General features: G+C 69.1%; 24 protein-coding genes. 19 read left to right on the forward strand and 5 right to left on the reverse strand.

Annotated features, from left to right (window positions below):
* Nucleotides 1-3: 3 nt before the first annotated feature.
* Nucleotides 4-645, reverse strand: a complete 642-nt coding sequence (locus tag C5B97_RS01120; RefSeq protein ID WP_181026845.1) for an SRPBCC domain-containing protein — start codon at nt 643-645, stop codon at nt 4-6.
* Between the two features lie 106 nt (nt 646-751).
* On the opposite strand from C5B97_RS01120, the gene C5B97_RS01125 reads away from it, so the two are divergent.
* Nucleotides 752-2,386, forward strand: coding sequence for a bifunctional 3'-5' exonuclease/DNA polymerase (locus C5B97_RS01125; protein ID WP_104310305.1), 1,635 nt, complete (start codon nt 752-754; stop codon nt 2,384-2,386).
* 18 nt (nt 2,387-2,404) lie between these two features.
* On the opposite strand, the gene C5B97_RS01130 is transcribed toward C5B97_RS01125, so the two are convergent.
* The gene (locus tag C5B97_RS01130) at nt 2,405-3,571 is read right to left on the reverse strand and encodes an AAA family ATPase (RefSeq protein ID WP_104310306.1); all 1,167 of its coding nucleotides are present in this window, start codon (nt 3,569-3,571) and stop codon (nt 2,405-2,407) included.
* A gap of 103 nt (nt 3,572-3,674) precedes the next feature.
* Nucleotides 3,675-5,045, reverse strand: coding sequence for an NAD-dependent succinate-semialdehyde dehydrogenase (locus tag C5B97_RS01135; protein WP_181026846.1), 1,371 nt, complete (start codon nt 5,043-5,045; stop codon nt 3,675-3,677).
* Between the two features lie 223 nt (nt 5,046-5,268).
* Between C5B97_RS01135 and C5B97_RS01140 the strand changes: the two genes are divergently transcribed.
* From C5B97_RS01140 to C5B97_RS01190, 12 genes are all read left to right on the forward strand, one after another.
* Nucleotides 5,269-6,921, forward strand: a complete 1,653-nt coding sequence (locus tag C5B97_RS01140) for an AAA family ATPase (RefSeq protein ID WP_104310308.1) — start codon at nt 5,269-5,271, stop codon at nt 6,919-6,921.
* Between the two features lie 5 nt (nt 6,922-6,926).
* Nucleotides 6,927-7,343: a hypothetical protein gene (locus tag C5B97_RS01145; protein ID WP_146080685.1), complete on the forward strand. Its 417-nt coding sequence runs from the start codon at nt 6,927-6,929 to the stop codon at nt 7,341-7,343.
* 165 nt (nt 7,344-7,508) lie between these two features.
* A complete protein-coding gene (locus tag C5B97_RS01150; protein ID WP_104310310.1) occupies nt 7,509-8,072 on the forward strand; it encodes a MarR family winged helix-turn-helix transcriptional regulator in 564 nt (187 codons plus the stop codon).
* Between the two features lie 77 nt (nt 8,073-8,149).
* Nucleotides 8,150-8,335: a hypothetical protein gene (locus tag C5B97_RS17680; RefSeq protein WP_146080686.1), complete on the forward strand. Its 186-nt coding sequence runs from the start codon at nt 8,150-8,152 to the stop codon at nt 8,333-8,335.
* 131 nt (nt 8,336-8,466) lie between these two features.
* Complete coding sequence (locus tag C5B97_RS01155) at nt 8,467-8,910, forward strand: PaaI family thioesterase (RefSeq protein WP_258067821.1); 444 nt, start codon at nt 8,467-8,469, stop codon at nt 8,908-8,910.
* A gap of 92 nt (nt 8,911-9,002) precedes the next feature.
* Nucleotides 9,003-9,440: a DUF3151 domain-containing protein gene (locus tag C5B97_RS01160; RefSeq protein ID WP_104310312.1), complete on the forward strand. Its 438-nt coding sequence runs from the start codon at nt 9,003-9,005 to the stop codon at nt 9,438-9,440.
* A 146-nt stretch (nt 9,441-9,586) separates the two neighbouring features.
* Complete coding sequence (locus C5B97_RS01165) at nt 9,587-10,873, forward strand: adenylosuccinate synthase (RefSeq protein WP_104310313.1); 1,287 nt, start codon at nt 9,587-9,589, stop codon at nt 10,871-10,873.
* A 124-nt stretch (nt 10,874-10,997) separates the two neighbouring features.
* Nucleotides 10,998-11,750 (forward strand): alpha/beta fold hydrolase, encoded by a 753-nt coding sequence (locus tag C5B97_RS01170; protein WP_181026874.1) that lies wholly within the window; start codon nt 10,998-11,000, stop codon nt 11,748-11,750.
* Nucleotides 11,751-11,828: 78 nt separating this feature from the next.
* Nucleotides 11,829-12,236: a DoxX family protein gene (locus tag C5B97_RS01175; protein WP_104310314.1), complete on the forward strand. Its 408-nt coding sequence runs from the start codon at nt 11,829-11,831 to the stop codon at nt 12,234-12,236.
* Nucleotides 12,237-12,284: 48 nt separating this feature from the next.
* On the forward strand, nt 12,285-13,865 hold the full coding sequence (locus tag C5B97_RS01180) for a CYTH and CHAD domain-containing protein (RefSeq protein ID WP_104310315.1): 1,581 nt from the start codon (nt 12,285-12,287) through the stop codon (nt 13,863-13,865).
* Nucleotides 13,866-13,906: 41 nt separating this feature from the next.
* A complete protein-coding gene (locus C5B97_RS01185) occupies nt 13,907-14,701 on the forward strand; it encodes an SDR family NAD(P)-dependent oxidoreductase (RefSeq protein ID WP_104310316.1) in 795 nt (264 codons plus the stop codon).
* Nucleotides 14,698-15,261 (forward strand): pyridoxamine 5'-phosphate oxidase family protein, encoded by a 564-nt coding sequence (locus tag C5B97_RS01190; protein ID WP_104310317.1) that lies wholly within the window; start codon nt 14,698-14,700, stop codon nt 15,259-15,261. The genes C5B97_RS01185 and C5B97_RS01190 overlap by 4 nt, the downstream gene beginning before the upstream one ends.
* A 21-nt stretch (nt 15,262-15,282) precedes the next feature.
* On the opposite strand, the gene C5B97_RS01195 is transcribed toward C5B97_RS01190, so the two are convergent.
* The gene (locus tag C5B97_RS01195; protein ID WP_104310318.1) at nt 15,283-16,470 is read right to left on the reverse strand and encodes an ROK family protein; all 1,188 of its coding nucleotides are present in this window, start codon (nt 16,468-16,470) and stop codon (nt 15,283-15,285) included.
* A gap of 174 nt (nt 16,471-16,644) precedes the next feature.
* Between C5B97_RS01195 and C5B97_RS01200 the strand changes: the two genes are divergently transcribed.
* From C5B97_RS01200 to C5B97_RS01220, 5 genes are all read left to right on the forward strand, one after another.
* Entirely contained in the window at nt 16,645-18,174 is a 1,530-nt protein-coding gene (locus C5B97_RS01200; protein ID WP_104310319.1) for a sugar ABC transporter ATP-binding protein, read from the forward strand.
* The gene (locus C5B97_RS01205) at nt 18,171-19,265 is read left to right on the forward strand and encodes an ABC transporter permease (RefSeq protein WP_104310320.1); all 1,095 of its coding nucleotides are present in this window, start codon (nt 18,171-18,173) and stop codon (nt 19,263-19,265) included. The genes C5B97_RS01200 and C5B97_RS01205 overlap by 4 nt, the downstream gene beginning before the upstream one ends.
* 93 nt (nt 19,266-19,358) lie before the next feature.
* Nucleotides 19,359-20,432, forward strand: coding sequence for a substrate-binding domain-containing protein (locus C5B97_RS01210; protein WP_104310321.1), 1,074 nt, complete (start codon nt 19,359-19,361; stop codon nt 20,430-20,432).
* 87 nt (nt 20,433-20,519) lie between these two features.
* On the forward strand, nt 20,520-21,752 hold the full coding sequence (locus C5B97_RS01215; protein WP_104310322.1) for a Gfo/Idh/MocA family protein: 1,233 nt from the start codon (nt 20,520-20,522) through the stop codon (nt 21,750-21,752).
* A gap of 3 nt (nt 21,753-21,755) precedes the next feature.
* Complete coding sequence (locus C5B97_RS01220) at nt 21,756-22,766, forward strand: sugar phosphate isomerase/epimerase (protein WP_104310323.1); 1,011 nt, start codon at nt 21,756-21,758, stop codon at nt 22,764-22,766.
* A gap of 14 nt (nt 22,767-22,780) precedes the next feature.
* Here the strand turns inward: C5B97_RS01220 and C5B97_RS01225 are convergent, their stop codons facing one another.
* On the reverse strand, nt 22,781-23,281 hold the full coding sequence (locus tag C5B97_RS01225; protein WP_104310324.1) for an Lrp/AsnC family transcriptional regulator: 501 nt from the start codon (nt 23,279-23,281) through the stop codon (nt 22,781-22,783).
* A 91-nt stretch (nt 23,282-23,372) separates the two neighbouring features.
* On the opposite strand from C5B97_RS01225, the gene C5B97_RS01230 reads away from it, so the two are divergent.
* Nucleotides 23,373-24,005: a YitT family protein gene (locus C5B97_RS01230; protein ID WP_104310325.1), complete on the forward strand. Its 633-nt coding sequence runs from the start codon at nt 23,373-23,375 to the stop codon at nt 24,003-24,005.
* The last annotated feature ends 272 nt before the right edge of the window (nt 24,006-24,277 follow it).

The following is a 24,277-nucleotide window of genomic DNA, read 5'->3' on the forward strand; positions in this document are numbered from 1 at the left end:
TGGCTATTCGTCGCCCAGGTAGAAGGAGGCGGTGCGGGCCGCGGAGTCGTGTGCGTCGTCGGGGTCGGCACCGGCGCTGAGGTGGGCGGTGCACCAGCGGTCGGCCGCGGACTCGATGAAGCGCTTGCCCTCCGCAGTGTCGTTGAAGGCGGAGAGAGCCACCTGCACGTCGGTGCCGGAGTCGCCGAGAGCGAGTGCGAGGGCGAGGAGGGCGCCGTCCCAGCCGATGCCGGTAGCGGCCGGGCCGTACTGAGCCCAGTGCTCGTTGTCCGGCACCGTGTGGTGCAGCGTCAGGCGAGTGCCCGGTCCGGCGGGGTCGAGTGTCAGGCGGACTCGGCTGACATCGCCGTCGTACTCCCACGTCACGCGGAGCTCCGTGTGCGGCTGGCAGTGCTCGATGGTGCCGGATGTGCCGCTGGCGGTCAGCCGGTACCTCCCGCCCTCGGCGAGCTCGCCGTCGACGGGTTCGAACCAGCGCGAGAGGCCCTCTGGTGTTGTGCACGACGTCCACACGGCTTCAGGCGAGTTCGGGAAGGTGCGCTCGAGCGTGACGACGTAGCTCGTGCCGTCTCGCGCGACGCTGCGCGTGACGTTCTCAAGGCTCTCGGTCGACGCTCCGGCGGGGGACACCGGTTTCGTTTCCATGTGGCAGCGTGCCTGGCGTTGTTGTGGAATGGCGCAGACCCGGGGAATTGCGCAAGGGTCCGGCTTCGAGGCGGATCTTGTCCGTGGTCTGCCCCACAATGAACGGATGCACATCCTGGTCACGTCGCTCGAGCGCGGCTTCGCGCTCGAAGATCGACGCGACGCCGCACCCACCGCCGACGCCGCTTCCTCGCACGCCCCTCGCGTGCGGATCGTCCCGGACGCCATCGGGCTCGCGCAGCTGGTGTCCGAGTGCGAGCGGTCGGCCCCAGCAGGCGACCCGATTCGCTGGGTGTGGAACAGCCAGGACATCGTGCCCCGGCTGCTCGCCCACGGGGTGCGGGTGGGCCGGTGCCACGACCTTCGGCTCGCGGGCCGCATCCTCATCACAGCCGGCTATCTCGATGCGAGCCTCGATGTGGCGGACGCGCGAGGCGGGTCTCAGCCCGGTGAGGGCCTCTTCGACCTCGACGCCGAGAACCCGGGCACGCCCGCCGCGACCCGCGAGCTCTTCGAAGCGCAGCTCGCGGCCCTGGAGGCGGCGAACCACGGGGGATCCCGGAAGGGTGCGCTCGCGTTCCTCGTCGGGGTCGAGAGCGCGGGAGCCCTGGTCGCGGCGGAGCTCCGGGCTGCTGGCATGCCGTTCAGCATCGAGCGCCACGAGCGTGTCCTCGTGGAGGCGTTGGGGTCGCGGGGCGCTGGCGGCAGGCCCGCGAAGCTCGAGGCCGCGGCATCGGTGGTGCGTTCCGCGCTGGACGAGCCGACCCTCAACGTCGATTCACCCAAGGACCTGCTCGCTGCACTGCGCCGCGCCGGGCTCGACGTGGCAAGCACCAGCAAGTGGGAGCTGTGGGGCAAGGACCATCCGGTTGTCGAGGCGCTCCTGCACTACAAGCGTCTGCATCGGCTGTTCACGGCGAACGGATGGACCTGGCGCGACGAGTGGATCCATGGCGGACGCTTCCGGCCCGACTACGTTCCGGGTGGCGTCGTGACGGGACGCTGGGCGACCAGCGGCGGCGGGGCCATGCAGCTCCCCAAGGAGATCCGCAGCGCGGTCGTGGCCGACCCGGGTTGGAAGCTCATCGTGGCCGATGCGGCGCAGCTCGAGCCGCGCATCCTTGCTGCCATGTCCGGCGATGAGGCCATGGCAAGAGCGGGCGCGCAGCGCGACATGTACACCGCGTTCGTCGATCGGGGCGTCGTACCCGACCGCGATAGTGCGAAGGTGGCGATGCTCGGCGCGATGTACGGCGCGACGAGCGGGCAGAGCGCGATCCTGTTGCCGGGCCTCGAGCGCGCCTACCCGCACGCGATGGCGCTCGTCGCCTCGGCCGCCCGCTCTGGGGAACGGGGACAGCAGGTGCACACCTGGCTCGGACGAACGTCTCCGTGGCCGCCCGCCGAGTTCTCGCCGCGCGACTTCGGACGCTTCACCCGCAACTTCATCGTGCAGGGCACGGCCGCCGAGTGGGCGCTCACCTGGATGGCCGGCATCCGGCAGCGGCTGGCCCGACTCGGAGTTGGATCGGTTGTGGATGCGCCGCTCGAGCGCAGCCCGCACCTGGCGTACTTCCTGCACGACGAGGTAGTGGTGCACGCGCCCGCCGAGCTGGCAGACCGTGCAGCGGCTGAGGTCGTCGCGGCAGCCGCCGAGGCCGGACGACTCCTCTTCTCGGGCAGCCAGGTCACCTTCCCCGTGGTGGCGCACGTCGTCGACAGCTACGGCGAGGCGAAGTAGCTGAGCGAAGGAGCGCGCTCAGCGCTTCGGCCACACCCACTGCGGACCCTCGAACTGGAGTTGGCCGCGGATGCTCGTCGAGCCCGCCTCCTTCTCGAGCTCGATGACGTTCGCGTCGTCGCGGAGGCCCTCGACGAGCGGCTGCGAGTGCGTGACGACGATGACCTGCGTCTGCTCGGATGCGCTGCGGATGAGGCCCGCGAGCGTCGGGAGGAGGCTCGGATGGAGGCTCGCCTCTGGCTCGTTGAGCACCAGCAGCTCGGGCATGCGGGGCGAGAGCAGGGCGGTGGCGAGGAGGATCATCCGCAGCGTGCCGTCGGACAGCTCGCGGGCGTCGAGCGGCCTTGCGAGGCCGGGCTGCGACATGACGAGCCGCGCCATGCCGGACGCGTCTTCCCCGATGCCCACCCGGGAACCGGGGAAGGCGGCATCGATGGCGGCGTGGAAGGCTCTCGCGTTGCCGACCCGCTGCACCGTCGCGAGGGCCGCGGGGAGGCGCGAGCCGTCATCCGGCAGCACTGGGGTGAAGGTCGCTGGGCTCGGCAGCCTCGCCGGGGCTGCCGCGTCGGTGCGGAGGTAGTCGAGGAAGCGCCAGCCGCGCGCCGACTCGCGGAGCGCGTAGAGCTCGGGCGCCGTCGACGGGTCGGCGAGGGTGGCGAGCATCGACTCGGCCTCGCGCACGCTCCACTCGGCATGCACCAGCTTGAAGTTTGCGTCACGCACCTTGACGAGGTTGCCGCGCCGTTCGACGAGTGTCGTGGAGGGTCGCAGCAGCTCGCTCGACCAGACGAGCTCGCTCTTCACGACCGGGTCGAACGGGAAGTCCGAGATGACGGGGATGCCCAGGTCGATCGCGAAGTTCTGCAAGGGCCTCGAGTCGGGGCGCTCGTGAGGCGGCATGCCGAGGTCGGTCGCGTACGAGGCGGTCGAGGTGCGGAGGCCGAGCTTGAGGGTGACGGGCGTGCCACGGGAGCGCTTGCCCGCGTGCAGCGCAGCCCGCAGCCCGCCTTCCATCGCGAGCGATGACAAGGCGCCCTCGCGGATGATGTCGTGCAGCAGGCGCAGGGCTCGGTACAGGTTCGACTTGCCGCTGCCGTTCGCGCCGGTGATGACGTTGAGGCGTTCGAGTGCCACCGTGACGCTCTTGATGGACCGGTAGTTCTCGATGGCGAGGAGTTCAAGCATGCTCACACGCTAGGAGGTGCCACCGACAATGTCGCTTGAGGGAGCGGAAGAGCCCCTCGGGCGGAGGTGAGCTCCGGCCCGAGGGGCTCCCGGTCGACCAGGACTACTTGACCTGGCGGATGAGCTTCTTGTTGACGAACTCCTCGATGCCGAGCGAGCCGAGCTCGCGGCCGAAGCCCGAGCGCTTCACGCCGCCGAACGGCAGCTCCGGGCTGTCGAGGCCGACGCCGTTGATGTAGACCATGCCGGCTTCGATGGCGTCGGCAACGCGCTGTGCCTGCTCCTGGTCGGTCGTGAAGAGGTACGAGCCGAGGCCGAACGGGGTCGCGTTGGCGAGCTCGATGGCCTCCTCTTCGCTGCTGACCTTGTAGAGCGCCGCGACGGGGCCGAAGAACTCCTCCGTGTAGGCGTCGTTGTCTGGCGTGACGCCGGCGAGCACCGTCGACTCGAAGAAGTTGCCGTCGTGACCACCGCCTCCGAGCAGCTGCGCGCCCTGAGCGACCGCGCGTTCGACCTGCTCCGCGAGGTTCTTCGTGGCTGGCGCCGAGGAGAGCGGGCCGAGCTCGGCGTCGTCCTTCGTCGGGTCGACGGGGGCCACCGAGGTCATCGCGGCCGTGAACTTCTCGGCGAACTCGTCGTAGAGCGAGTCGATGACGATCATGCGCTTCGCGCCGTTGCAGGCCTGTCCGGAGTTGTCGAGGCGGGCGGCGACCGCGGCCTCGACGGCCTCGTCGACGCTGTCGGTGCTGAGCAGGATGAACGGGTCGGACCCGCCGAGCTCGAGCACGACCTTCTTGAGGTTGCGCCCTGCGATCTCGGCGACGGCCGCCCCGGCACGCTCGGAACCGGTCAGCGAGACCCCGTGGATGCGGTCGTCGGCGATGATGTCGGCGATCTGCTCGTTGGTGGCGAAGATGTTGACGTACGCGCCCGTCGGGAAGCCCGCGTCCGCGAAGATCTGCTCGAGCGCGGTCGCCGACTCGGGGCACTGCCCGGCGTGCTTCAACAGGATCGGGTTGCCGAGCACGAGGTTCGGGCCGGCGAAGCGGGCGACCTGGTAGTAGGGGAAGTTCCAGGGCATGATGCCGAGGAGGGGCCCGATGGCCGAGCGCCGGATGAGGGCGGTTCCCTCGCCGCCGAGCAGCTCGATCGGGGCGTCCTTCAGGAAGTTCTCTGCGTTGTCGGCGTAGTACTGCAGGATGTCGGCGCTGAAGTCGACCTCGCCGTAGGACTGCTCCATGGGCTTGCCCATCTCGCGGGTGATGATCTGGGCGAGCTCCTCGCGGCGCTCGCGGTGCAGCTCGGCGGCACGGCGCATGAGGGCGGCGCGCTCCGCGACGGTGCTGGGCTTCGACCACGTGCGGTACGCGGTGTCGAGGCTCTGCAGCGCAGTCTCGATGCCGTCCTCGGTGACGAGCGGGAATTCCTCTCCCTGCTCGCCGGTCGCTGGGTTCACAACTACGTAGGTGCTCAAACTCACTCCAGACATTGGATGCGTGCGCGCAGCATCGCGCGATTGGGTGAAGCCTAGGAGATGTGGCCTCGGAAACCCAGGGTTCGCGCCGAATTAACTGAATCTCGTTCATTTACGAGATGTGGGATGGTCAACGCCGAGGAGCGGCGCCGAGCGTGCCTTTTCCAGCGGCGTCGTCCTAGGCTCGCGATCGGCGGGACGCGCCCGCCGGCGAGGGGATGACATGAGCGAGACGCAGGTCGCCGATGAGCAGTTCTACCGCTCCTTCAAGCGGTTCCTCGAGCGGGTCAACGAGACGCCGCCAGACGCGAGGGTGCAGCGAACGCCGTTCGGCGAGGAGCTGAGCGACTTCCTCGGTGCGGATGCCGAGGCGCTCCCTGTGGTCGTCGAGGAGTTCGCGAGCTACCGAATCGTCGACGCCGACATCGCACTCGAGGAGATCGCCGGCCGCGGGGAGGCTCGCCTCGTCGGTGTCGCGGGCGGTTCGGCCCATGCGCACGCCGGACTCGCCGAGCTCATCTCGAGCCCTCACCTCCCCTTCAAGGCGGGCCCGGCCGAGTTCGCCGAGAAGGCGACCGGGCCGAAGACCACCAGGCAGGTCGTGAGCTTCGGTGCCCGACTCCTCTCCTACCGCGGGGCGCGGGTCGTCATCATGCAGCGCGCATCCCGTCCCGACATGGGGCGGCCGCAGAGCCAGCTCGAGGTGCTCACCGCCGCCGAGCCGGCGCTCGTCTCCGAGCTGCTCGGTGAGGTGCGCTCGCTCATGGTCGAGCGCAGCGTCCTGCGCGGCAAGGTGCTGGCGTTCGAGAGCAGCGACTTCCGGATGGATGCCGGTGCGACGTTCTTGGAGCGGCCGGACGTCGCCGAGGGCGATGTCATCCTGCCGTTCGGTGTGCTCGAGTCCGTCGTCGCGCACGTCATCGAAATCGGGCGCCAGCGCGAGGTCCTGCTCGCCGCGGGCCAGCACCTGAAACGCGGCGTGCTGCTCTACGGTCCGCCCGGCACCGGCAAGACGCTCACCGTCAGGCACCTCCTCAGCCGCACGGAGGGGGTGACCGCCGTGCTGTTGACCGGGTCGAGCATCCAGCACATCAGCGCGGCCGCGGAACTGGCCCGCACCCTGCAACCATCGATCGTCGTGCTCGAGGACATCGACCTCGTCGCCATGGAACGGCACGCCTCGCCGCAGCCGCTGCTGTTCGAAGTGCTCGACGCGCTTGACGGCCTGGACGGCGACGCCGACGTCGCGTTCGTCATGACGACGAACCGCGTGCAGGTGCTCGAGCGTGCCCTCGTCTCCCGGCCCGGTCGCGTCGACCTCGCCGTGGAGATCGCGCTGCCCGGCAGACCGGAGCGCCTCCGCCTGCTCGAGAAGTACGCGACGGGGCTGCCGTTCAGCGAGGCGGCGCTGGCTGAGGCGGCGCAGCGCGCCGAGCGGACCACCGGCTCGTTCTCGAAGGAGCTCGTCCGGCGAGCAGTGCTCACCGCGGCGAGGAACGGCGTCGAGGTCGACGACGACATCCTGCTTCACGAACTCGACGATCTCATGTCGGCGCAGTCCGCCCTCACGCGTCGGCTTCTCGGCGACGGCAGCGAGACCGACGGAATCGGCGACGACAGTGACGACGAGGGTGGGATGCCAGGCGGGGCCGCGCAGGCACGGGCGGCCCTGTTCGAGGGCACGGGGCCGGGGCGGTACTCGACGTCGTACGTTCCGATCGGCACCCAGTCCGACTTCGGTTGGACCGCGCATGTGCACGCCTCGGGCGACAGCTACCAGCCAGGGGCGACGAGCGTGCCATCGGGGCCGGAGCATCCGGACACGAAGCATCCGGATACGCAGCGGCCGGATACGCAGTGGCCGGACGGAGCGTGAACGCGGTGGCAGCTAGGGGGACACCTGTCGGGGCCGTGTGCATCGGCGTCGGCGTGCTCCTCGCGATGAGCGGATGCTCGATCCTCATCCCGCAGTACGGGCTCACAATCAGGCAGGCGGTGGTCGACGCGGAGTACACGGGCCCGGACTACGCGAGCAACCCCGTGGAGATCACGGAGTCGGCCTGCGGCGACGAGATCGACTGCGTCGAGGCATGGTCGACGGACCAGGCCGACTACTACCGCTTCGCGACGCGAGACAAGGCCACCGAGTTCGCCGAAGGGCTCGCCGATGGGGCGCAGTCGCACTTCATCGTCATGGACTTCGCCGGCAAGACGGGCATCGACCGCGTCGACCAGGAGGCGGCGTCGTGCCAGTTGCGCGGGGTCCACTTCGATCATGAGGGCCCCTGCATCGACTGATGCTGCTGCTCCGCGACGTCTTCGAGCGGCCGCTCCGGCCGGCTGGTGTCCTGCGAGAACACCGATGTGCGGGCCGGACGCTGTTTTGCTTCCGGTCGCGCGTCGGTCTTTGCTAGTTTGATGAACTAGCTTCCTGGCGTTCGGTGCGCCAGCACGAGGAGGATCATGGCGCAGAAGCCAGCCGAGCACTCGTCCGGGTACTGGTACCCGACGGGAGGGCAGCACGCGACGTCGGTCGACGTGCTGAACCTGCTCCGTGAATACCGCGAGGCTGAGGCGAAGATGCGTGCGCGGACGCGGTCGTCGATGCGCATGAACGAGAACGACCTCCTGGCTCTCCGCTTCCTCCTCCAGCAGCAGCGCCACGGCAAGGTCGTGGTGCAGAAGGACCTGGGGCAGCGCCTCAACATCTCCTCTGCGTCGGTGACCGGTCTCGTGGACCGACTCGTGAAGAGCGGGCATGTCGAGCGTCGCCCGCACCCCACGGACCGTCGGGCCTCGATCATCGCCCCGACAGTCGAATCCGACCGCGAAGTCCGAGAGACGTTGGGGGTCATGCACCAGCGGATGATCGCGGTGGTCGACTCCCTCAGCACCGAGGAACTCGATGGTGTCGCCAAGTTCCTCTCTGGCATGGTGGGGTCGGTCGAAGCGCCCGCCGCTCACGATGCCCCGGAGGCCGACGGTGTGGCGGATCCGGCGCCCGTCATGGTCGTGCATCGCTCCTAATCGGCTCGCGGGATACCCGTCGCATGAGCGGGCGTCAACCCTTGAGCAGATCCTATTTAGTTAAATAAGCTACATATATGCTCGGACAACGACGAAGGCTCACCCGCACTGCAGTAGCCGACGCTCGACGACGCGCTGAAGACCGCTACTGGGATGTCTACCAGCGGACCGTCATGCCAGGTGAGCTCCTCGCCCTCTGCTTCGTGGGCGCCACGATCTCGATCGGCGTCGCCGTGTCCTTCTTCGCCTTCATGCCCTGGTAGCCAGGCGCAGGACCGTCGCGAGCGTGCTCCCGGCCGCTTGGATGTTCGGCACAATCGGCTGGTTCGACTGACGGATCGGTGCGAGGCTCCCTGTGTGCATCCGCCCGGGTGCGATGGCGCAGAGGAGCGACATGACCGACCCAAGAACGTTGAGCGGACTCGAGCAGCTGCAGGCGCACCTCGCCAGCGGTGCGGAGATCGCTCCCATCGCCCAGCACTTCGGCATGACCGTCGTGAGCTTCGCCGCGGGCGAGGTCGTCTTCGAGGGGGTGCCCGACCGAACGCACTACAACCCGATCGGGACCGTGCACGGCGGCTTCGCCGCCACCCTGCTCGACTCCGCCTGCGGCACCGCTGTCCACACGACCCTCCGCCCAGGCCAGGCCTACACGTCGCTGGAGATCAAGGTCAGCTTCCTTCGGCCCATGACCGCGGATACCGGGCCCGTGCGCGTTCGCGGTCGGGTCGTCAAGTCCGGAGCGCGCGCGGCGTTCGTCGAGGCGGAGCTTCGAGACTCGACAGACGTGCTCCTCGCCACCGCGACCAGCACCTGCGCGATCTTCCCGGCGAGCTGAGACGCGGCGATCCGCCGGGCAAGCGGAGCGCGCTCTCCACAGCAATCCGCCCCGACCGCGCCCCGAAACATCCACAGGATAGAATCGGGCCCGTGACCGGAACGAATCTCCTCGGCATCCCCGAGACACGCCTCGCTGCTGAGCCAGAGGTCGTCGACGACCTCTCGAACCTGCCTCACGACCAGGCCGCGCTCGCGGCCATCGTCGAGAAGCACCCGGCGTCCTCGCTGGCCTGGGCGGCCCTCGCGGATGCGGCGCACGCCGACGGCAGCACCATCGCCTCCTACGCGTATGCGCGGGTCGGCTACCACCGCGGCCTCGACGCCCTCCGCAAGGCGGGCTGGCGCGGGCAGGGCCCGGTGCCGTGGTCGCACGAGCCCAACCGGGGAGTCCTCCGTGCGTTCTACGCGCTTCGGCGAAGCGCGGCGGAGATCGGGGAGGAAGGTGAGCCAGAGCGGCTCGCCGACCTGCTGCACGACGCCGACCCTCAGGCGATCACCGAGATCGAGCGGATGCACGCGGCCAGCTAGGCGCCCACCGGCGCGACAGCTCGAGTCACGGCAACACCAGCAGGGAACAGGGCGGGGCCGTCGAGCCGGTCATCCCGACCGCGTGGCTGACGCCACGCACACGACAGGCGCGAGCTGCGCCGATCCGACAGAGAACAGGGGCACACATGCCAGGCGTAGCGATTATCGGCGGCCAGTGGGGCGACGAGGGCAAGGGCAAGGCGACCGACCTCCTCGGCGACCGCATCGACTACGTCGTGAAGTTCAACGGCGGCAACAACGCCGGCCACACGGTCGTGATCGGCAACGAGAAGTACGCGCTGCACCTGCTGCCCTCTGGCATCCTCACGCCAGGCGTGACCCCGGTCATCGGCAACGGCGTCGTCATCGACCTCGACGTGCTGTTCCACGAGATCGACCACCTCGAGGCGCGAGGCGTCGACACCTCGAAGCTGCGCGTGTCCGCGAACGCCCACCTCATCACGGGCTACCACACGACCCTCGACAAGGTCACCGAGCGCTTCCTCGGCAAGCGCCAGATCGGCACGACGGGCCGCGGTATCGGCCCGGCCTACGCTGACAAGATCAACCGCATCGGCATCCGCGTGCAGGACCTCTTCGACGAGAACATCCTCCGCCAGAAGGTCGAAGCCGCGCTCTTCGGCAAGAACCACCTCCTCGTCAAGGTCTACAACCGCCGCGCGATCACGGTCGACGAGATCGTGGATGCGCTCCTCGTCCACGCCGAGCGCCTCCGCCCCATGGTCGGCGACACGTCGCTCGAGCTGTACGACGCCCTCAACGCGGGCCGCAACGTCGTCTTCGAGGGCGGCCAGGCAACGATGCTCGACGTCGACCACGGCACGTACCCGTACGTGACGTCGTCCTCGTCGACCGCGGGCGGCGCATCCACGGGTGCCGGCGTCGGCCCCACCCAGATCAACCGCATCATCGGCATCGTCAAGGCGTACATCACGCGCGTCGGTGCTGGCCCCTTCCCGACCGAGCTGTTCGACGAGTGGGGCGAGCTGCTTCGCACACGCGGCGGCGAGTTCGGCACCACCACGGGCCGCCCGCGCCGCACCGGCTGGTACGACGTGCCCGTCGCCCGCTACACGGCACGCATCAACGGCGTCACCGACCTCGTCATGACGAAGCTCGACGTGCTCAGCGGCATCGAGCGCATCCCCGTCTGCGTCGCCTACGACGTCGACGGTGTCCGCTTCGACGAGATGCCCGTCTCGCAGTCGGACATCCACCACGCGAAGCCCATCTACGAGTACTTCGACGGATGGACCGAAGACCTCTCCGGCTGCCGCACCTTCGACGAGCTGCCCCAGAACGCTCAGCTGTACGTACAGGCGCTCGAGCGTCTCTCCGGCGCCCGCATCTCCGCCATCGGCGTCGGCCCGAAGCGCGACGAGATCATCCAGATCCACGACCTCATCGACTGACCTCAGCCGGCGGCGAGTCGCCACGTTGCGGGCGTGCGCGGCGGGGCTCTCGCGGCCTGAGACAATCGACGACGTGACTAGCGTTCCCGCCGCCCTGACCGTGCTTCCCGACCCCTAGTTCGTGATGGTCGGCGACGGCCACCGCATCGCCACCTACACGTGGGGCGACACGGACGCGCCGACCGTGATCGTCGTGCACGGCTTCGCATCCAGCACGAAGGACAACTGGGTCGCGACGGGCTGGGTGCGGGACCTGCTGCGCGCCGGCTACCGGGTGCTCGGCCTCGACCAGCGTGGGCACGGGCAGAGCGACAAGCCCCACGAGGGCCGCGACTACGACATCCGCACGCTCGCCTCGGACGTCGAAGCAGTGCTCGACGCCTACCTCGTCGACACCGCCCTGTACGTCGGCTACTCGCTCGGTGCGCGCGTCGGCTGGGAGGTCGCGCAGGACTTCGCCGACCGGATCCCGCGGGTCGTCCTCGGTGGGGTTCCCGACGGCGTTCCACTGGGGCGCCTCGACATCACCCAGGTACGCGAGCTCATCGACAACGGCACCCCCGTGCAGGACCCGGTGACGCAGAACTACCTCGCCCTGACGGAGCGGGTCGGCGGCAACGACCTCCGTGCGCTCCTCGCGATCGCCGAGGGGATGCGCGCTTCCGGCAAGGCAGACCCGGACCTCGGCCGCGTCCCGCAGCAGCCGGTCCTGTTCGCGACAGGATCGCTCGACGGCATCATCGAGGGGTCGAAGGCGCTCTCGGCCGCGACGCCACAGGCTCGCTTCTTCGAGATCCCCGAGCGTCACCACTTCAACGCACCCGGCTCGCGTGACTTCCGGGCGGCGGCCCTCGCCTTCCTCGCAGAGGAGAGCTGACCGCCCTCCGCGGCACGTAGCCGACGGCGCCGCACGGCGTCTGGGACGCCTCTCGGCCGCGGCGGGCAGGATGCGGGCATGTCGCCCACGTCACTCACGCGTCGCACCACCAGGCCTGACGGGTCGATCCCATGGATCGTGGTCCTGCCCTTCGCCATCTCCGGTGTCATCCACCTCGTGAAGCCCGCGGTCTTCGAGCCGATCATCCCGGAGCCGCTGCGAGCGCGCGGACGCGAGCTGGTCGTCGCATCGGGGGCCGCCGAGCTCGCCTGCGCGGCCGGGCTCCTGCATCCTTCGACGCGACCCCTCGCCGGCCTCGCGAGCGCGGCCGTGCTGCTGGCGGTCTGGCCCGCGAACATGCAGATGAGCGTCGACCTCGGGCGTCGCGCGCTCCGCAAGAGGAACGCATCCTCGTTCGCCGCGTTCGCGATCTCCGTCGCGCGCCTGCCACTGCAGATCCCGCTGATCAAGGCCGCGCTGCGCTGACGCGCTCGAGTCCGACTCCTCGCAAGTTGAGCGCGCTAGCCTTTTCGAATGAGCATCGAAGCGCAGAGCGAGCGGGTCAGGACGCCCTCCGAGCAGCGGGAGATCGAGCGGAAGTACGACATCCCCGAGGGGGCTGGCGAACCTGAGCTGTCGAAGCTCGGCGCTGGACTGCGCGCGGGTGGAGCCAGCACCGAGACGCTCGTCGCCGAGTACGTCGACACCCCAGAGCTCGCCATCCTCGGCGCCCGCTGCGTGCTGCGGCGCCGGACCGGCGGGGACGACGAGGGCTGGCATCTGAAGCGACCGCGAAGCGGAGACGAGCGCATCGAGGTCCACGCGCCCGTCGGCGCCCCGCGACGCATCCCGCCTGAGCTCCGCGCCGAGTTCGCCGAGCTCATCGGCGAGCGACCCGTGCTCCCGCTCGTCGAGCTGACGACGATTCGCACGACCACCGAGGTCCGCGGCGGAGGCGCATGGTCCGCCGGAGGCGCCAGCGATGACGACGACGCGCTCGCCGCCCTCATCTGCGAGGACGTCGTGCGCGCGCGAGTCCTTCGCATCGGCGATGAGCGAACGCTGGAGTGGCGGGAGTTCGAGGTCGAGCTGGCTGAGGGCGCCTCGACTCGGGTCTTCGACGAGATCGAGGCGGTGCTCTTCGACGCCGGCCTGACGCCGTCCGTGCACACGTCGAAGCTCGTGCGCACGCTCGACGGAGTCGAGGCCGCGCAGGCGCCCACGGGACAGGCGACCGCGGGGGAGGCCGTGGTCTTCGCGATCGCGGGCCGCTTCGGGGAGTTCCAGGCCCACGAGGACGGGGCTCGGCGAGATGCCCCGGATGCGGTCCACCAGGCGCGGGTCGCGCTGCGTCGACTGCGCAGCCTGCTGAAGGTCTTCGGCTCCCTCTTCGAAGCTGACGCGGTCAAGCCGCTAGCCGCCGAGCTGAAATGGGCTGGCGGAGTGCTCGGAGCGCCCCGCGATGCCGAGGTGCTTCGTGAGCTGGTCCTGGCGGAGCTCGACGCGGAGGATGATCTCGACGCGGGGCTCGAGGCCGTGGAGCGAGCTCGAACTCGCATCGAGCAGGTGCTCGCGGAGCGCCACGACGCGGCCCTCGCGTCGTTCAGGGCCGAGGTCGACTCGGACCGCTGGGATTCCCTCCACGATCGTCTGGTCTCGTTCATCACGGCGCCGCCGTTCACGGATGACGCCGACCGACGTGCCCTCGGCGCGATGCGGCGGTTGACCCGCGGGGCGATCGTCACGGTCGAGCAGCGTGCGGAGCGGGCGCGGAAGAAGCCGAGGAAGCTCGAGCGGTGGCATGACGTCCGCAAGGCGGCGAAGTCGGTTCGCTACGGGTACGAGGCCATCGACGAGCTGCCGGATGCGAAGGCGAAGAAGCAGCGCAAGGAGTGGAAGCACCTCGCGCAGGCGTTCGGCGAGCTCCAGGACGCCGCGATGCTCGACGCGGAGCTCGCCGTCATCATCCAGGACCTCGACGCCGATCACGAACGCGAGCAGGGTGACGCCGGCGCGGAAACGGTCGCCGTCCTCGAGGAGGTGCGCGAGCGCGTCCGGCGTCGCCGGGGCGAGGGCCTCGACACCGCTCGCGACGCGCTCGACGACGTGACCTGAGCTGCATGACGCGGTCAGGCGGTGGTGCCAGGATCGCTGCCATGAACATCGATCTGTCGAATCGCACCGCCCTCGTGACCGGTTCAACGCAGGGCATCGGACTGGCGATAGCCACGGACCTCGCCACCGCCGGCGCCACCGTCGTCGTGAACGGGCGCGGTGCGGACGGGGTGGCCGACGCGGTCGCCGAGCTTCGGGGTCGCCTGCCGGACGCGACCATCGAGGGGGTGGCCGCGGACCTCGCGACTGCGGAAGGCGCGTCCACCGTCATGGCGGCGTTTCCGGACATCGACATCCTCGTCAACAACCTGGGCATCTTCGGCAGCACGCCGGCCCTGGAGATCAGCGACGACGAATGGCGTCGCTACTTCGAGGTGAACGTGCTGTCGGCGGCGCGCCTCATGCGCGAGTACCTGCCGGGCATGACGGCACGCGGCTGGGGTCGGGTCATCTCCATCGCGAGCGATTCAGCGGTGGTGATTCCCGAGGAGATGATCCACTACGGCATGAGCAAGACGGCGCTCCTCGCAGTGTCTCGCGGGTACGCGAAGGCGGTGAAGGGCACCGGCGTGACGGTCAACGCCGTCATCGCCGGCCCCACGCACACGGGGGGAGTCGAGGGGTTCGTCGCCGAGATGGTCGGGGATGAGCTCCCCTGGGATGAGGCGCAGCGTGAGTTCATGCGTCGTCACCGTCCGCAGTCGCTGCTTGAGCGCCTCATCGAGCCCGAGGAGATCGCGCACCTGGTCACCTACCTGGCGTCGCCGTTCGCCTCGGCGACGACGGGTGGGGCGTTGCGCGCCGATGGCGGCTACGTGGATTCGATCCTGCCGTGAGCCTCGACATCGGAACGGTCGAAGACCTGTGGGGCGTGCTCGAAGCGGCGACTGAGACGCGTACCCCGTTCACGCTCGGCTACCTCGGGACGGTCGGGGCGGCGGGGGAGCCTCGTGTCCGTGCGGTGATCCTGCGCGAGGTCGATGTGCGGACGGGCACGGTGGCATTCGCGACGGATGCTCGCACCGCGAAGGTGCAGGAGCTGGGTCGGGATCCTCGGGTCGCCGTCACCTTCTACGATCCCGATCGCGACGTGCAGCTTCGTCTCGAGGGCACTGGGGAGGTCGTCCGAGATGCGGACGCGCGGCGTGCGGCCTGGGACGGGCTCGGGGAGGGGTCGAAGCGGCTGTACGACAAGCCGCTGGTGCCGGCCACGTCTCTCGCCGATGTCGTCTCCGACGGCCTGGGTGGGGGTGACGGGGCGGCGTTCGAGCGCTTCGCGTGGGTCCGCGTCGTGGTTGACGCGGTCGACGCCATCGACCTGTCCGGGGTCGAGCACGCACGCGTTTTGCACTCGCGGCGCTCGGACCGCTGGGTCAGCACACGGCTTGTTCCCTAGCAGGCGCGAGGGGCAGGGGCGCTAGGCGAGCGCGGCGTCGATGGCCTCCGCCGAGAGCACGTGGTCGATGGCGAGGGCACTGGCCCCCAGGATGGCGGCCTCGCCTCTGGCACGCGAGGCCACGACTCGCAGGTGCTGCGTGGCGAGCGGAAGGGAGCGCGAGTAGACGACCTCGCGGATGCCAGCCATGAGCTGCTCACCGGCTTCGGCGATGCTGCCGCCGATGACGATCATGGACGGGTTGAGCATGCTGACGCACGCCGCGAGGACCGTGCCGACGTCGCGACCGGCCTGACGCAGCGCGCGCGCAGCATCGAGGTCGCCCGAGCGCACGAGCGCCACGATCTGGGCGCTGCCGGACACCTCGACGCCCTCCCTGCGAAGCTGGCGGGCGATTGCGTCGCTGCCGGCGACGGCCTCGAGGCAGCCGAGGTTGCCGCACCGGCAGGGGGTGTCCTCTGCTCCTGGCACCGCGATGTGGCCGATGTCACCCGCGGCTCCTCTCGCTCCGCGTCGCAGGGAGCCGTCGGCGATGATGCCGGATCCGATGCCGGTGGCGACCTTCACGAAGAGCAGGTCGGAGACGTCCGGCCACTCGCTGCGGTGCTCGCCGAGGGCCATGATGTTGACGTCGTTGTCGACGAGCACGGGCGCGTCGAAGTGGGCGCCGAGGCGTCCCGCGACATCGGCGTCGTCCCACCCGGGCATGATGGGCGGGTTGATGGGGCGGCCCGAGCTGAACTCCACTGGCCCGGGGAGGCCGACGCCGACGCTCACGAGCTCGCGTCGCCCACGCCCGGAGGCGGCGAGCATCTCGTCACCCTTCTCGCAGACCCACGCGAGCACCGTGTCCGGACCGAGGTCGATGGGCAGCTTGTCCTCTGAGTCGGCGATGATGTTCGAGGCCAGATCGGTGAGGGCCATCCGCGCGTGGGTGGCACCCAGGTCGATGGCGAGGACGACCCGGCTCTGGGGGGAGAACGCGAAGACCGCAGGCGGCCTGCCGCCTGTCGAGTGGGCCTCGCCGACCGTCACGATGAGGCCTGCCGTCATGAGCATGTCGATGCGAGTGGCAACCGTGGAACGGGCTTGTCCGGTGACGGATGCGAGCTCAGCACGTGTGCGCGGCGCCCCGTCTCGCAGCATCTGGAAGAGCTCCCCAGGTCCTGGCTGGCGCGACACCGGCTTCGGCAGCTGCTCGATGACCATCGGCGTCTCCCTTCTCGAATCGGCGGCCGGTGGGAACCGAACCGACTTCGCCACGTTACCCCGCGGCGAGTCGACGTCGACTGCGACGCTTCTGTGTGGCGGCGTATCTCAATTGTGCAACAGACGTGAGACTTTTGCTTGACCGTCGACAAAAGTGCGCGTAGCTTTCGACACATGGTCAACGAAGACCCCATCTCGGGTCCATCCCCCCTGCTGCAGATGCGCGGCATCGTCAAGCAGTTTCCCGGTGCCCGGGCGCTCGACGGTGTCGACCTCGACGTGCTCCCCGGCGAAGTCCACTGCCTGCTCGGCCAGAACGGCGCGGGCAAGTCGACCCTCATCAAGGTGCTCGCCGGCGCCCACCAGCCGACCGAGGGGCAGCTGCTCCTCGACGGCGAGCCCATCACGATCCCGAACCCCGTCGCGGCCCTTGGCCTCGGCATCGCGACGATGTACCAGGAGCTCGACGTCGTCGACGGCCTGACCGTCGCCGAGAACGTCTACCTCGGGCACGAGCTCGACACGGCGGGCGTCTCGCGGCGTGCCGAGGCGAAGCAGCGCACCAGGGAGATCCTGGCGCGCCTCGGCCACTCGGAGATCTCGCCGTCGACCGAGGTCGGCGAGCTGTCCGCCGCCGGCAAGCAGATCGTCTCCATGGCTCGGGCGCTCTCGCACGACGCGCGCATCATCGTCATGGACGAGCCCTCCGCCGTGCTCGACTCCGAGGAGGTCGCGAACCTCTTCCGAGTCGTCGAGGAGCTCACCAAGGCGGGCGTCGCGATCATCTACATCTCCCACCGTCTGGAGGAGATCCGCACGATCGGCGACCGCATCACGGTGCTCAAGGATGGCCGCACGGTCGCGCAGAACCTCCCGGTCAGCGAGACGCCGACCTCCGAGCTCATCACGCTCATGACCGGCCGCAAGGTCGAGTACCTGTTCCCGGAGTCGCCTGAGCTGCCAGCGGATGCACCCGTGCTGCTCGATGTGCGTGACCTTGCACTCGCAGACACCTTCTCGGACGTCTCCTTCACGGTGTCGGCCGGCGAGATCGTGGGCTTCGCCGGGCTCGTCGGGGCTGGGCGCAGCGAGATCATGGAGACCATCTACGGGGCTCGCACAGCGACGAGCGGCACGGTCACGGTGGAAGGGAAGGCGCTCAAGCGCGGCTCCGTCACCGCCGCGGTGAACGCGGGCATCGGCCTCGCCCCCGAGGAGCGCAAGAGCCAGGGGCTCCTGCTCGACGAGCCCGTCTACCGCAACATCACCCTCTCGACCTTCCAGCGCTTCGCCTCGTTCTCCTGGCTGAAGGAGAGCGACGAGCGCCGGGCTGCAAAAGAGCAGGCCGAGTACCTCGACCTGCGGCCTGCTGGCGTCGAGCGCGATATCCGCACGCTGTCCGGCGGCAACCAGCAGAAGGCGATGCTCGCCCGCTGGCTCGTGCACGGCTGCCGCGTGCTGCTGCTCGACGAGCCGACGCGAGGTGTCGACGTGGGGGCCAGGGCTGAGATCTACGCCCTCATCCGCAAGCTCGCCGACGAAGGGGCGGCGGTTGTCGTCGTCTCCAGCGAGATCCCGGAAGTCCTCGGCCTCGCCGACCGGGTGCTCGTCGTCTCCGAAGGACAGGTCGTGCACCAGGGCCCAGCATCCGCTCTCGATGAGCACGCAGTACTCGACATGGTTATGGAAAGCAGCGCAGCATGAGCACTCAGACTCCCCAGTCCTCTGCCCCGAACGGCGGCTCCCCGTACGACGATGGAGCGATCGCTGCCCCGGCCGCCGGCGAGAGTCTTCGCGTCGAGCACGAGGTCGCGAGCGACAACGCCAAGCGGGGCGGCTTCTTCCGGGGCAGCTCGGCCCGCAACTTCGGCCTCATCCTGGCGCTCGTCGTGCTCTGCATCGCGGGCACGGTCTCGGCGGGAGAGCGGTTCGCGAGCGTCGACAACCTCATGGTCGTGCTGAGCCAGGCCTCCATCATCGGCGTCCTCTCCATCGGCATGACCTTCGTCATCACGGCGGGCGGCATCGACCTGTCGGTGGGGTCGGTGCTCGGGCTCGCGTCGGTCTGGGCGACGACGCTCTCCACGCAGGCCTACGCCGAAGCCTGGGGATGGTGGGTCATCGTGCTCACCTCGCTGCTCGTCGGCCTCGGCGCCGGCGTCGTCAACGGCGTCCTCATCGCCTACGGCAAGGTGGTCGCGTTCATCGCCACGCTCGCCATGATGGTCGCCGCCCGCGGGTTCGCCGAGCTCATCGCCGGCCGCCGCACGCAGATCGTCAACGTCGACTCGTTCCTCGAGACGTTCCGCGGCGACCTCCTCGGCATCCCCGTCATCGTGTGGATCTTCGTGCTCGTCGCCATCGGCGGATGGTTCCTCCTCAACCGCACCACGTTCGGCCGCCGCACGGTCGCCGTGGGTGGCAACCCCGAGGCCGCGCGCCTCGCCGGCATCAAGGTGAAGCGCCACACGATGTACCTCTACGCGCTGGTGGGCCTCACCGCTGGCATCGCGTCCATCATGATGCTCGCCCGCACGACGGCGGGCTCCTCCACCAACGGCATGCTCTACGAGCTGGACGCGATCGCGGCGGTCGTCGTCGGCGGCACCCTCCTCGTCGGCGGCCGTGGCACGATCGTCGGCACCGTCCTCGGCGTCCTCATCTTCGCCACCCTCACGAACATCTTCATCCAGGCGAACCTCGACAGCTCCGTCCAGGCCATCGCCAAGGGCGCGATCATCGTGATCGCCGTCCTGCTCCAGCAGCGCTTCTCGTCGCGGGCCAAGACGTCCTAGCCTCCGCGACGGGCGCGAGCCCTGCATCCCCGAGCTCACCGAACCTCACCAGACCCAACCCCCACCAGTAGGACAGCATCAAAGGAGATCCCCATGTCCACGAGTTCCTTCAGGAAGACAGCTTCCCGAAAGCGCCGGATCCTCGCAGCAGGCGCAACGGCCGCTTCGGCGCTGCTGCTGCTCACCGGCTGCCTCTCGAACACCCCGCCGGCGGCGGAGGGCGAGGCCCCAGCTGGTGGCAACGCCACGGCATCGGACAACGACGCGGCGGGCGAGCCGCTGGTCATCGGCTTCTCGGCCCCCGCGGCCGACCACGGCTGGATGGGCGCCATCACCTCGGCCGCTGAGGCGGAGGCGGCGAAGTACGAAGACGTCGAGCTGCGCGTCGCAGAGGGCACGAACGACGTGAACCTGCAGATCAGCCAGATCGAGGGCTTCATCAACGACGGCGTCGACGCCATCGTGCTGCTGCCCTTCGACGGCGCCGCCCTCACCGAGGTCGCGACGAAGGCGATGGAGGCCGGCATCCCGGTCATCAACGTCGACCGCGAGTTCACGAGCCCGTTCGCCGCCCGCACCACGGTGCTCGGCGACAACTACGGCATGGGCGTCAGCGCCGGCACGTACATGTGCGAGCAGCTCGCCGACAAGCCGGATGCCGTGGTCGCTGAGATCGCCGGCATCGACTCGCTGCCGCTCACCCAGGAGCGCAGCCAGGGCTTCGCGGATGCACTCGGCGACTGCGGTCTCGAGGTGTCGAACCGTGTCGCGGCTGACTTCACCGTGCAGGGCGGCGAGCAGGCGGCCACGAACCTCCTCCAGGCCGCTCCGAAGATCGACGCGATGTGGAACCACGACGACGACCAGGGTGTCGGTGTCCTCTCGGCCATCGAGAACGCCAATCGCGACGAGTTCTTCCTCGTCGGAGGCGCGGGCTCGGCGAACGTGATGCGCGAGATCCAGGAGGGTGACAGCGTCGTCCAGGCGACCGTCATCTACCCGTCGACGCAGGCGGCCGACGGCATCAAGCTGGCCCGCCTCATCGCGCACGACCGCTCGCTCGGCGACCTCACGTCGCAGAGCGTTCCGCGCCTCGTGCAGCTCTACGCGCCCGTCGTGACGAGCGAGAACGTCGACGAGTACATCGACGCGGCGTTCGAGTCGTAACCAGACGCCCACACTGTCCACGCGGGGTGGAGTTCTCCTCCTCTCTGACTCCACCCCGCGTCGGCCTCCTGAACGAAAGAGTGAACAATGAGTCAAGACGCACAGCCGGAACTGGGCATCGGGATGGTCGGCTACGCCTTCATGGGTGCCGCACACTCGCAGGCCTGGCGCAACGCGCCCCGGTTCTTCGACCTGCCGCTCGCACCTCGGATGCGTGTCGTCGCGGGTCGCAACGCCGAGAAAGCGGCCAAGGCAGCCGACAAGCTCGGCTGGGCGTCGAGCACCACCGACTGGCGTGAGCTGCTGACACGCGACGACGTGCAGCTCGTCGACATCTGCTCGCCCGGCGACACGCACGCGGAGATCGCGATCGCAGCCCTCGAGGCTGGCAAGCACGTGCTGTGCGAGAAGCCGCTCGCCAACACGGTCGAGGAGGCTGAGCGGATGAACGCTGCAGCCATCGCCGCCGAGGCACGCGGCGTGCGTGCCATGGTCGGCTTCACGTACCGCCGAGTGCCGGCGATCCGCCTCGCGCAGCAGCTCGTCGCGGACGGCCGCATCGGTGACATCCGGCAGGTGCGGGCGCAGTACCTGCAGGACTGGCTCGCCGACGAGAACGCGCCGCTGTCGTGGCGCCTCGACAAGGAGAAGGCCGGCTCCGGAGCCCTCGGCGATATCGGCGCGCACATCGTCGACCTCACCCACTTCATCACGGGACAGCAGCTCAGCGGCGTCTCCGGGCTCGTGGAGACGTTCGTGAAGGAGCGGCCCATCGCCGACGAGTTCGCGGGACTCTCCGGAACCGGCGGCAGCGAGCGGGGGCCGGTCACCGTCGACGACGCCGCGGTCTTCTTCGGACGCCTGCAGAGCGGAGCGATCGCCGTGTTCGAGGCGACGCGCTTCGCGTACGGACGGAAGAACGCCATCCGCCTCGAGATCAACGGCACCAAGGGCTCGCTCGCCTTCGACTTCGAGGACATGAACGTGCTCGAGTACTTCGACGCGACCGGCGACCAGACGACCGCCGGCTACACGCGCATCATCGTCACCGAACCCGACCACCATCCCTTCATCAAGGCCTGGTGGCCCGCCGGCCACGGCCTCGGCTACGAGCACGCCTTCACGCACCAGGCTGTCGAGCTCGTCGAGGACATCGCTGCCGACCGGGCCCCAGCGCCTTCATTCGCGGACGGCCTCGCCGTGCAGCGAGTGCTCGCGGCCGTCGAGGAGAGCTCGGCGAACGGCAGCTCGTGGGTCGCGATCCCCGTGTCTGCCACCTCAGCACCGACACCCGTCGAACCAGAACTCCAGAGGAGCTAGCGCATGTCTCGTCCTGTCACGTTGTTCACCGGTCAGTGGGCCGATCTGCCGTTCGAGGAGGTCGCGCGCCTTGCGGGGGAGTGGGGGTATGACGGTCTGGAGATCGCCTGCTGGGGTGACCACCTGGATCCGTGGCGGTGGGATGACGCCGAGTACGTCCAGGGGCGTCTCGACATTCTCGAGCGCAACGGTCTGCAGGTGTGGACGATCTCGAACCACCTCAAGGGGCAGGTGGTGTGCGACGACCCGATCGACCAGCGGCACCGCGACATCGTCTCCGACCGAGTGTGGGGCGACGGCGACCCGGAGGGCGTGCGGCAGCGTGCTGCGGAAGAGCTGAAGAACACGGCCCGCCTCGCGGCGGCGCTCGGCGTGAAGACCGTCACCGGGTTCACGGGGTCGAGCATCTGGAAGTACGTGGCGATGTTCCCTCCCGCCACTGAGGCGATGGTGGATGCCGGATACCAGGACTTCGCGGACCGGTGGAACCCGATCCTGGACGTGTTCGAGGAGGTCGGCGTCAGGTTCGCGCACGAGGTGCATCCGTCCGAGATCGCGTACGACTACTGGACCACGAAGCGCGCGTTGGAGGCGATCGGGCATCGGGAGTCGTTCGGGTTGAACTGGGATCCCTCGCACATGGTGTGGCAGGACATCGACCCGGTGGGGTTCTTGTGGGATTTCCAGGACCGCATCTATCACGTGCACTGCAAGGACACGAAGAAGCGCCTCAGCAATGGCCGGAACGGGCGCTTGTCGTCGCACCTTCCGTGGGCTGACCCGAGGCGGGGTTGGGACTTCATCTCGACCGGGCACGGGGATGTGCCGTGGGAGGACTGCTTCCGCATGCTGAACGCGATCGGCTACGAGGGTCCGTTGTCGGTGGAGTGGGAGGACGCGGGCATGGACCGCCTGGTCGGTGCCCCGGAAGCGCTCGGCTTCGTGCGCAAGCTCTCCACGTACCGCCCGTCGGAGGCCGCGTTCGACTCGGCCTTCTCCACGAAGCAGGACTAGCGCACGACCGCGCGTCAGGCAGGCGCGGACGCGGGTGCGCCCTCGGCGATGTCGTCGAGGATTCGCGTCAAGCGGTAGGGCACCACCTCGGAGAGCGAGACCGTGGTGCTGGTCCGGGTGACGCCGGGCAGCTCGAGCATCGCCCGCGTCACCCGGTGCAGGTCGCTGGTGTCCTTCGCCACGACGCGCACGAGCAGATCGGCGTCACCGGTCGTGGAATGCACCTCCACCACCTGCGCCATCTCACCGAGCCGCGTGTACGCCTCGTCAGCGGCGTTCTGGCTGAGTGAGAGGGCCACGAACGCGGTCAGGGGAAAACCCAGCGACGTCGCGTCGAGGCGGCGACTCTCAGGGGCGAGCATCCCCTCTCGCTCGAGGCGCGCAAGCCTAGCGTGCACCGTGTTTCGTGCGACGCCCAGCTCGCGGGCGAGGGCCAGCACGGAGGCTCCCGGCTGGTGGTCGAGCGCGCGGATGATCCGCGCATCCAAGGCGTCGAAGCCGCGCTGGCTGGTCATATCTCTCCCTCGTGAACGGTCTCCTGGGCAGAATGCTCAACCTCGGCATCTTGTCTTGCGCAGACTACCTTCGGGGGGTGAAGCTTCGCGCATGACCGAAGCAGCTGTCCGTGCGCCTGAACTCGTCGAGCCCCCGCGGCACCGAGCCATCGACGACATCGCCGGCCTCGCGGTCGGTGCCCTCGTCATCTCCTTCGGGTTGTTCCTGCTCAAAGCCGGTGGGCTCGTCACGGGAGGTACTGCAGGCCTCTCGCTGCTCCTTGGCTACGTGCTGCCCATCCCCTTCGGCGTCATCTTCGTCGTCGTCAACCTGCCGTTCTTCGCGCTCGCCGCGAGGGGAAAGGGGTGGCGGTTCGTCGCGCGGAGTCTCGTCTCCATCATGCTCGTCTCACTGCTCACCTCACTGCACGCCTCCGCGGTCGGGCCGCTGGAGCTGCAGCCCGTATATGCGGCGGTCCTCGGCAACGTGCTCTGCGGGGTCGGTTTGCTGATCCTCTTCCGGCACAACTCGAGCCTCGGCGGCTTCACGGTGGTCGCGCTCGTCGTGCAGGAACGGTTCGGCTTCCGCGCTGGGTACGTGCTGCTCGCCCTCGACCTGTGTGTCGTGCTCGCATCGTTCACGGTTCTCGCGCCCGTCCTGGTGCTGGTCTCTGCGCTGGGCGCCGCAGTCCTGAGCAGCATCATCATGCTGAACCACCGCCCGGGGCGCTATCGAGCGTCCTGACATTCGACGTCGGTTGATGACGGTCCCGGCATCTCTGCAATGCAGAAGGGCGGCGAACCCGATGGGTTCGCCGCCCTTGGACTCCCACAAGGCAGAAACGCATGCGCGCGATTGCCTGGTGAAAGTAGTGATGGGCACCAACCTCCCCCGAAGTTGGTGCCCATCGTCCCCTGCCGCGGTCGCCGTGGCGAGTGATGCAGTTGGGCGTCGTCCCCCGATGACGCCCACCCCGATGTCGATTGGGGCCCGCAATTCCTCAAACCGGGCGTTAC

The organism is Pseudoclavibacter sp. RFBB5 (genome assembly GCF_002931555.1).
Classification (GTDB): Bacteria; Actinomycetota; Actinomycetes; order Actinomycetales; family Microbacteriaceae; genus Pseudoclavibacter.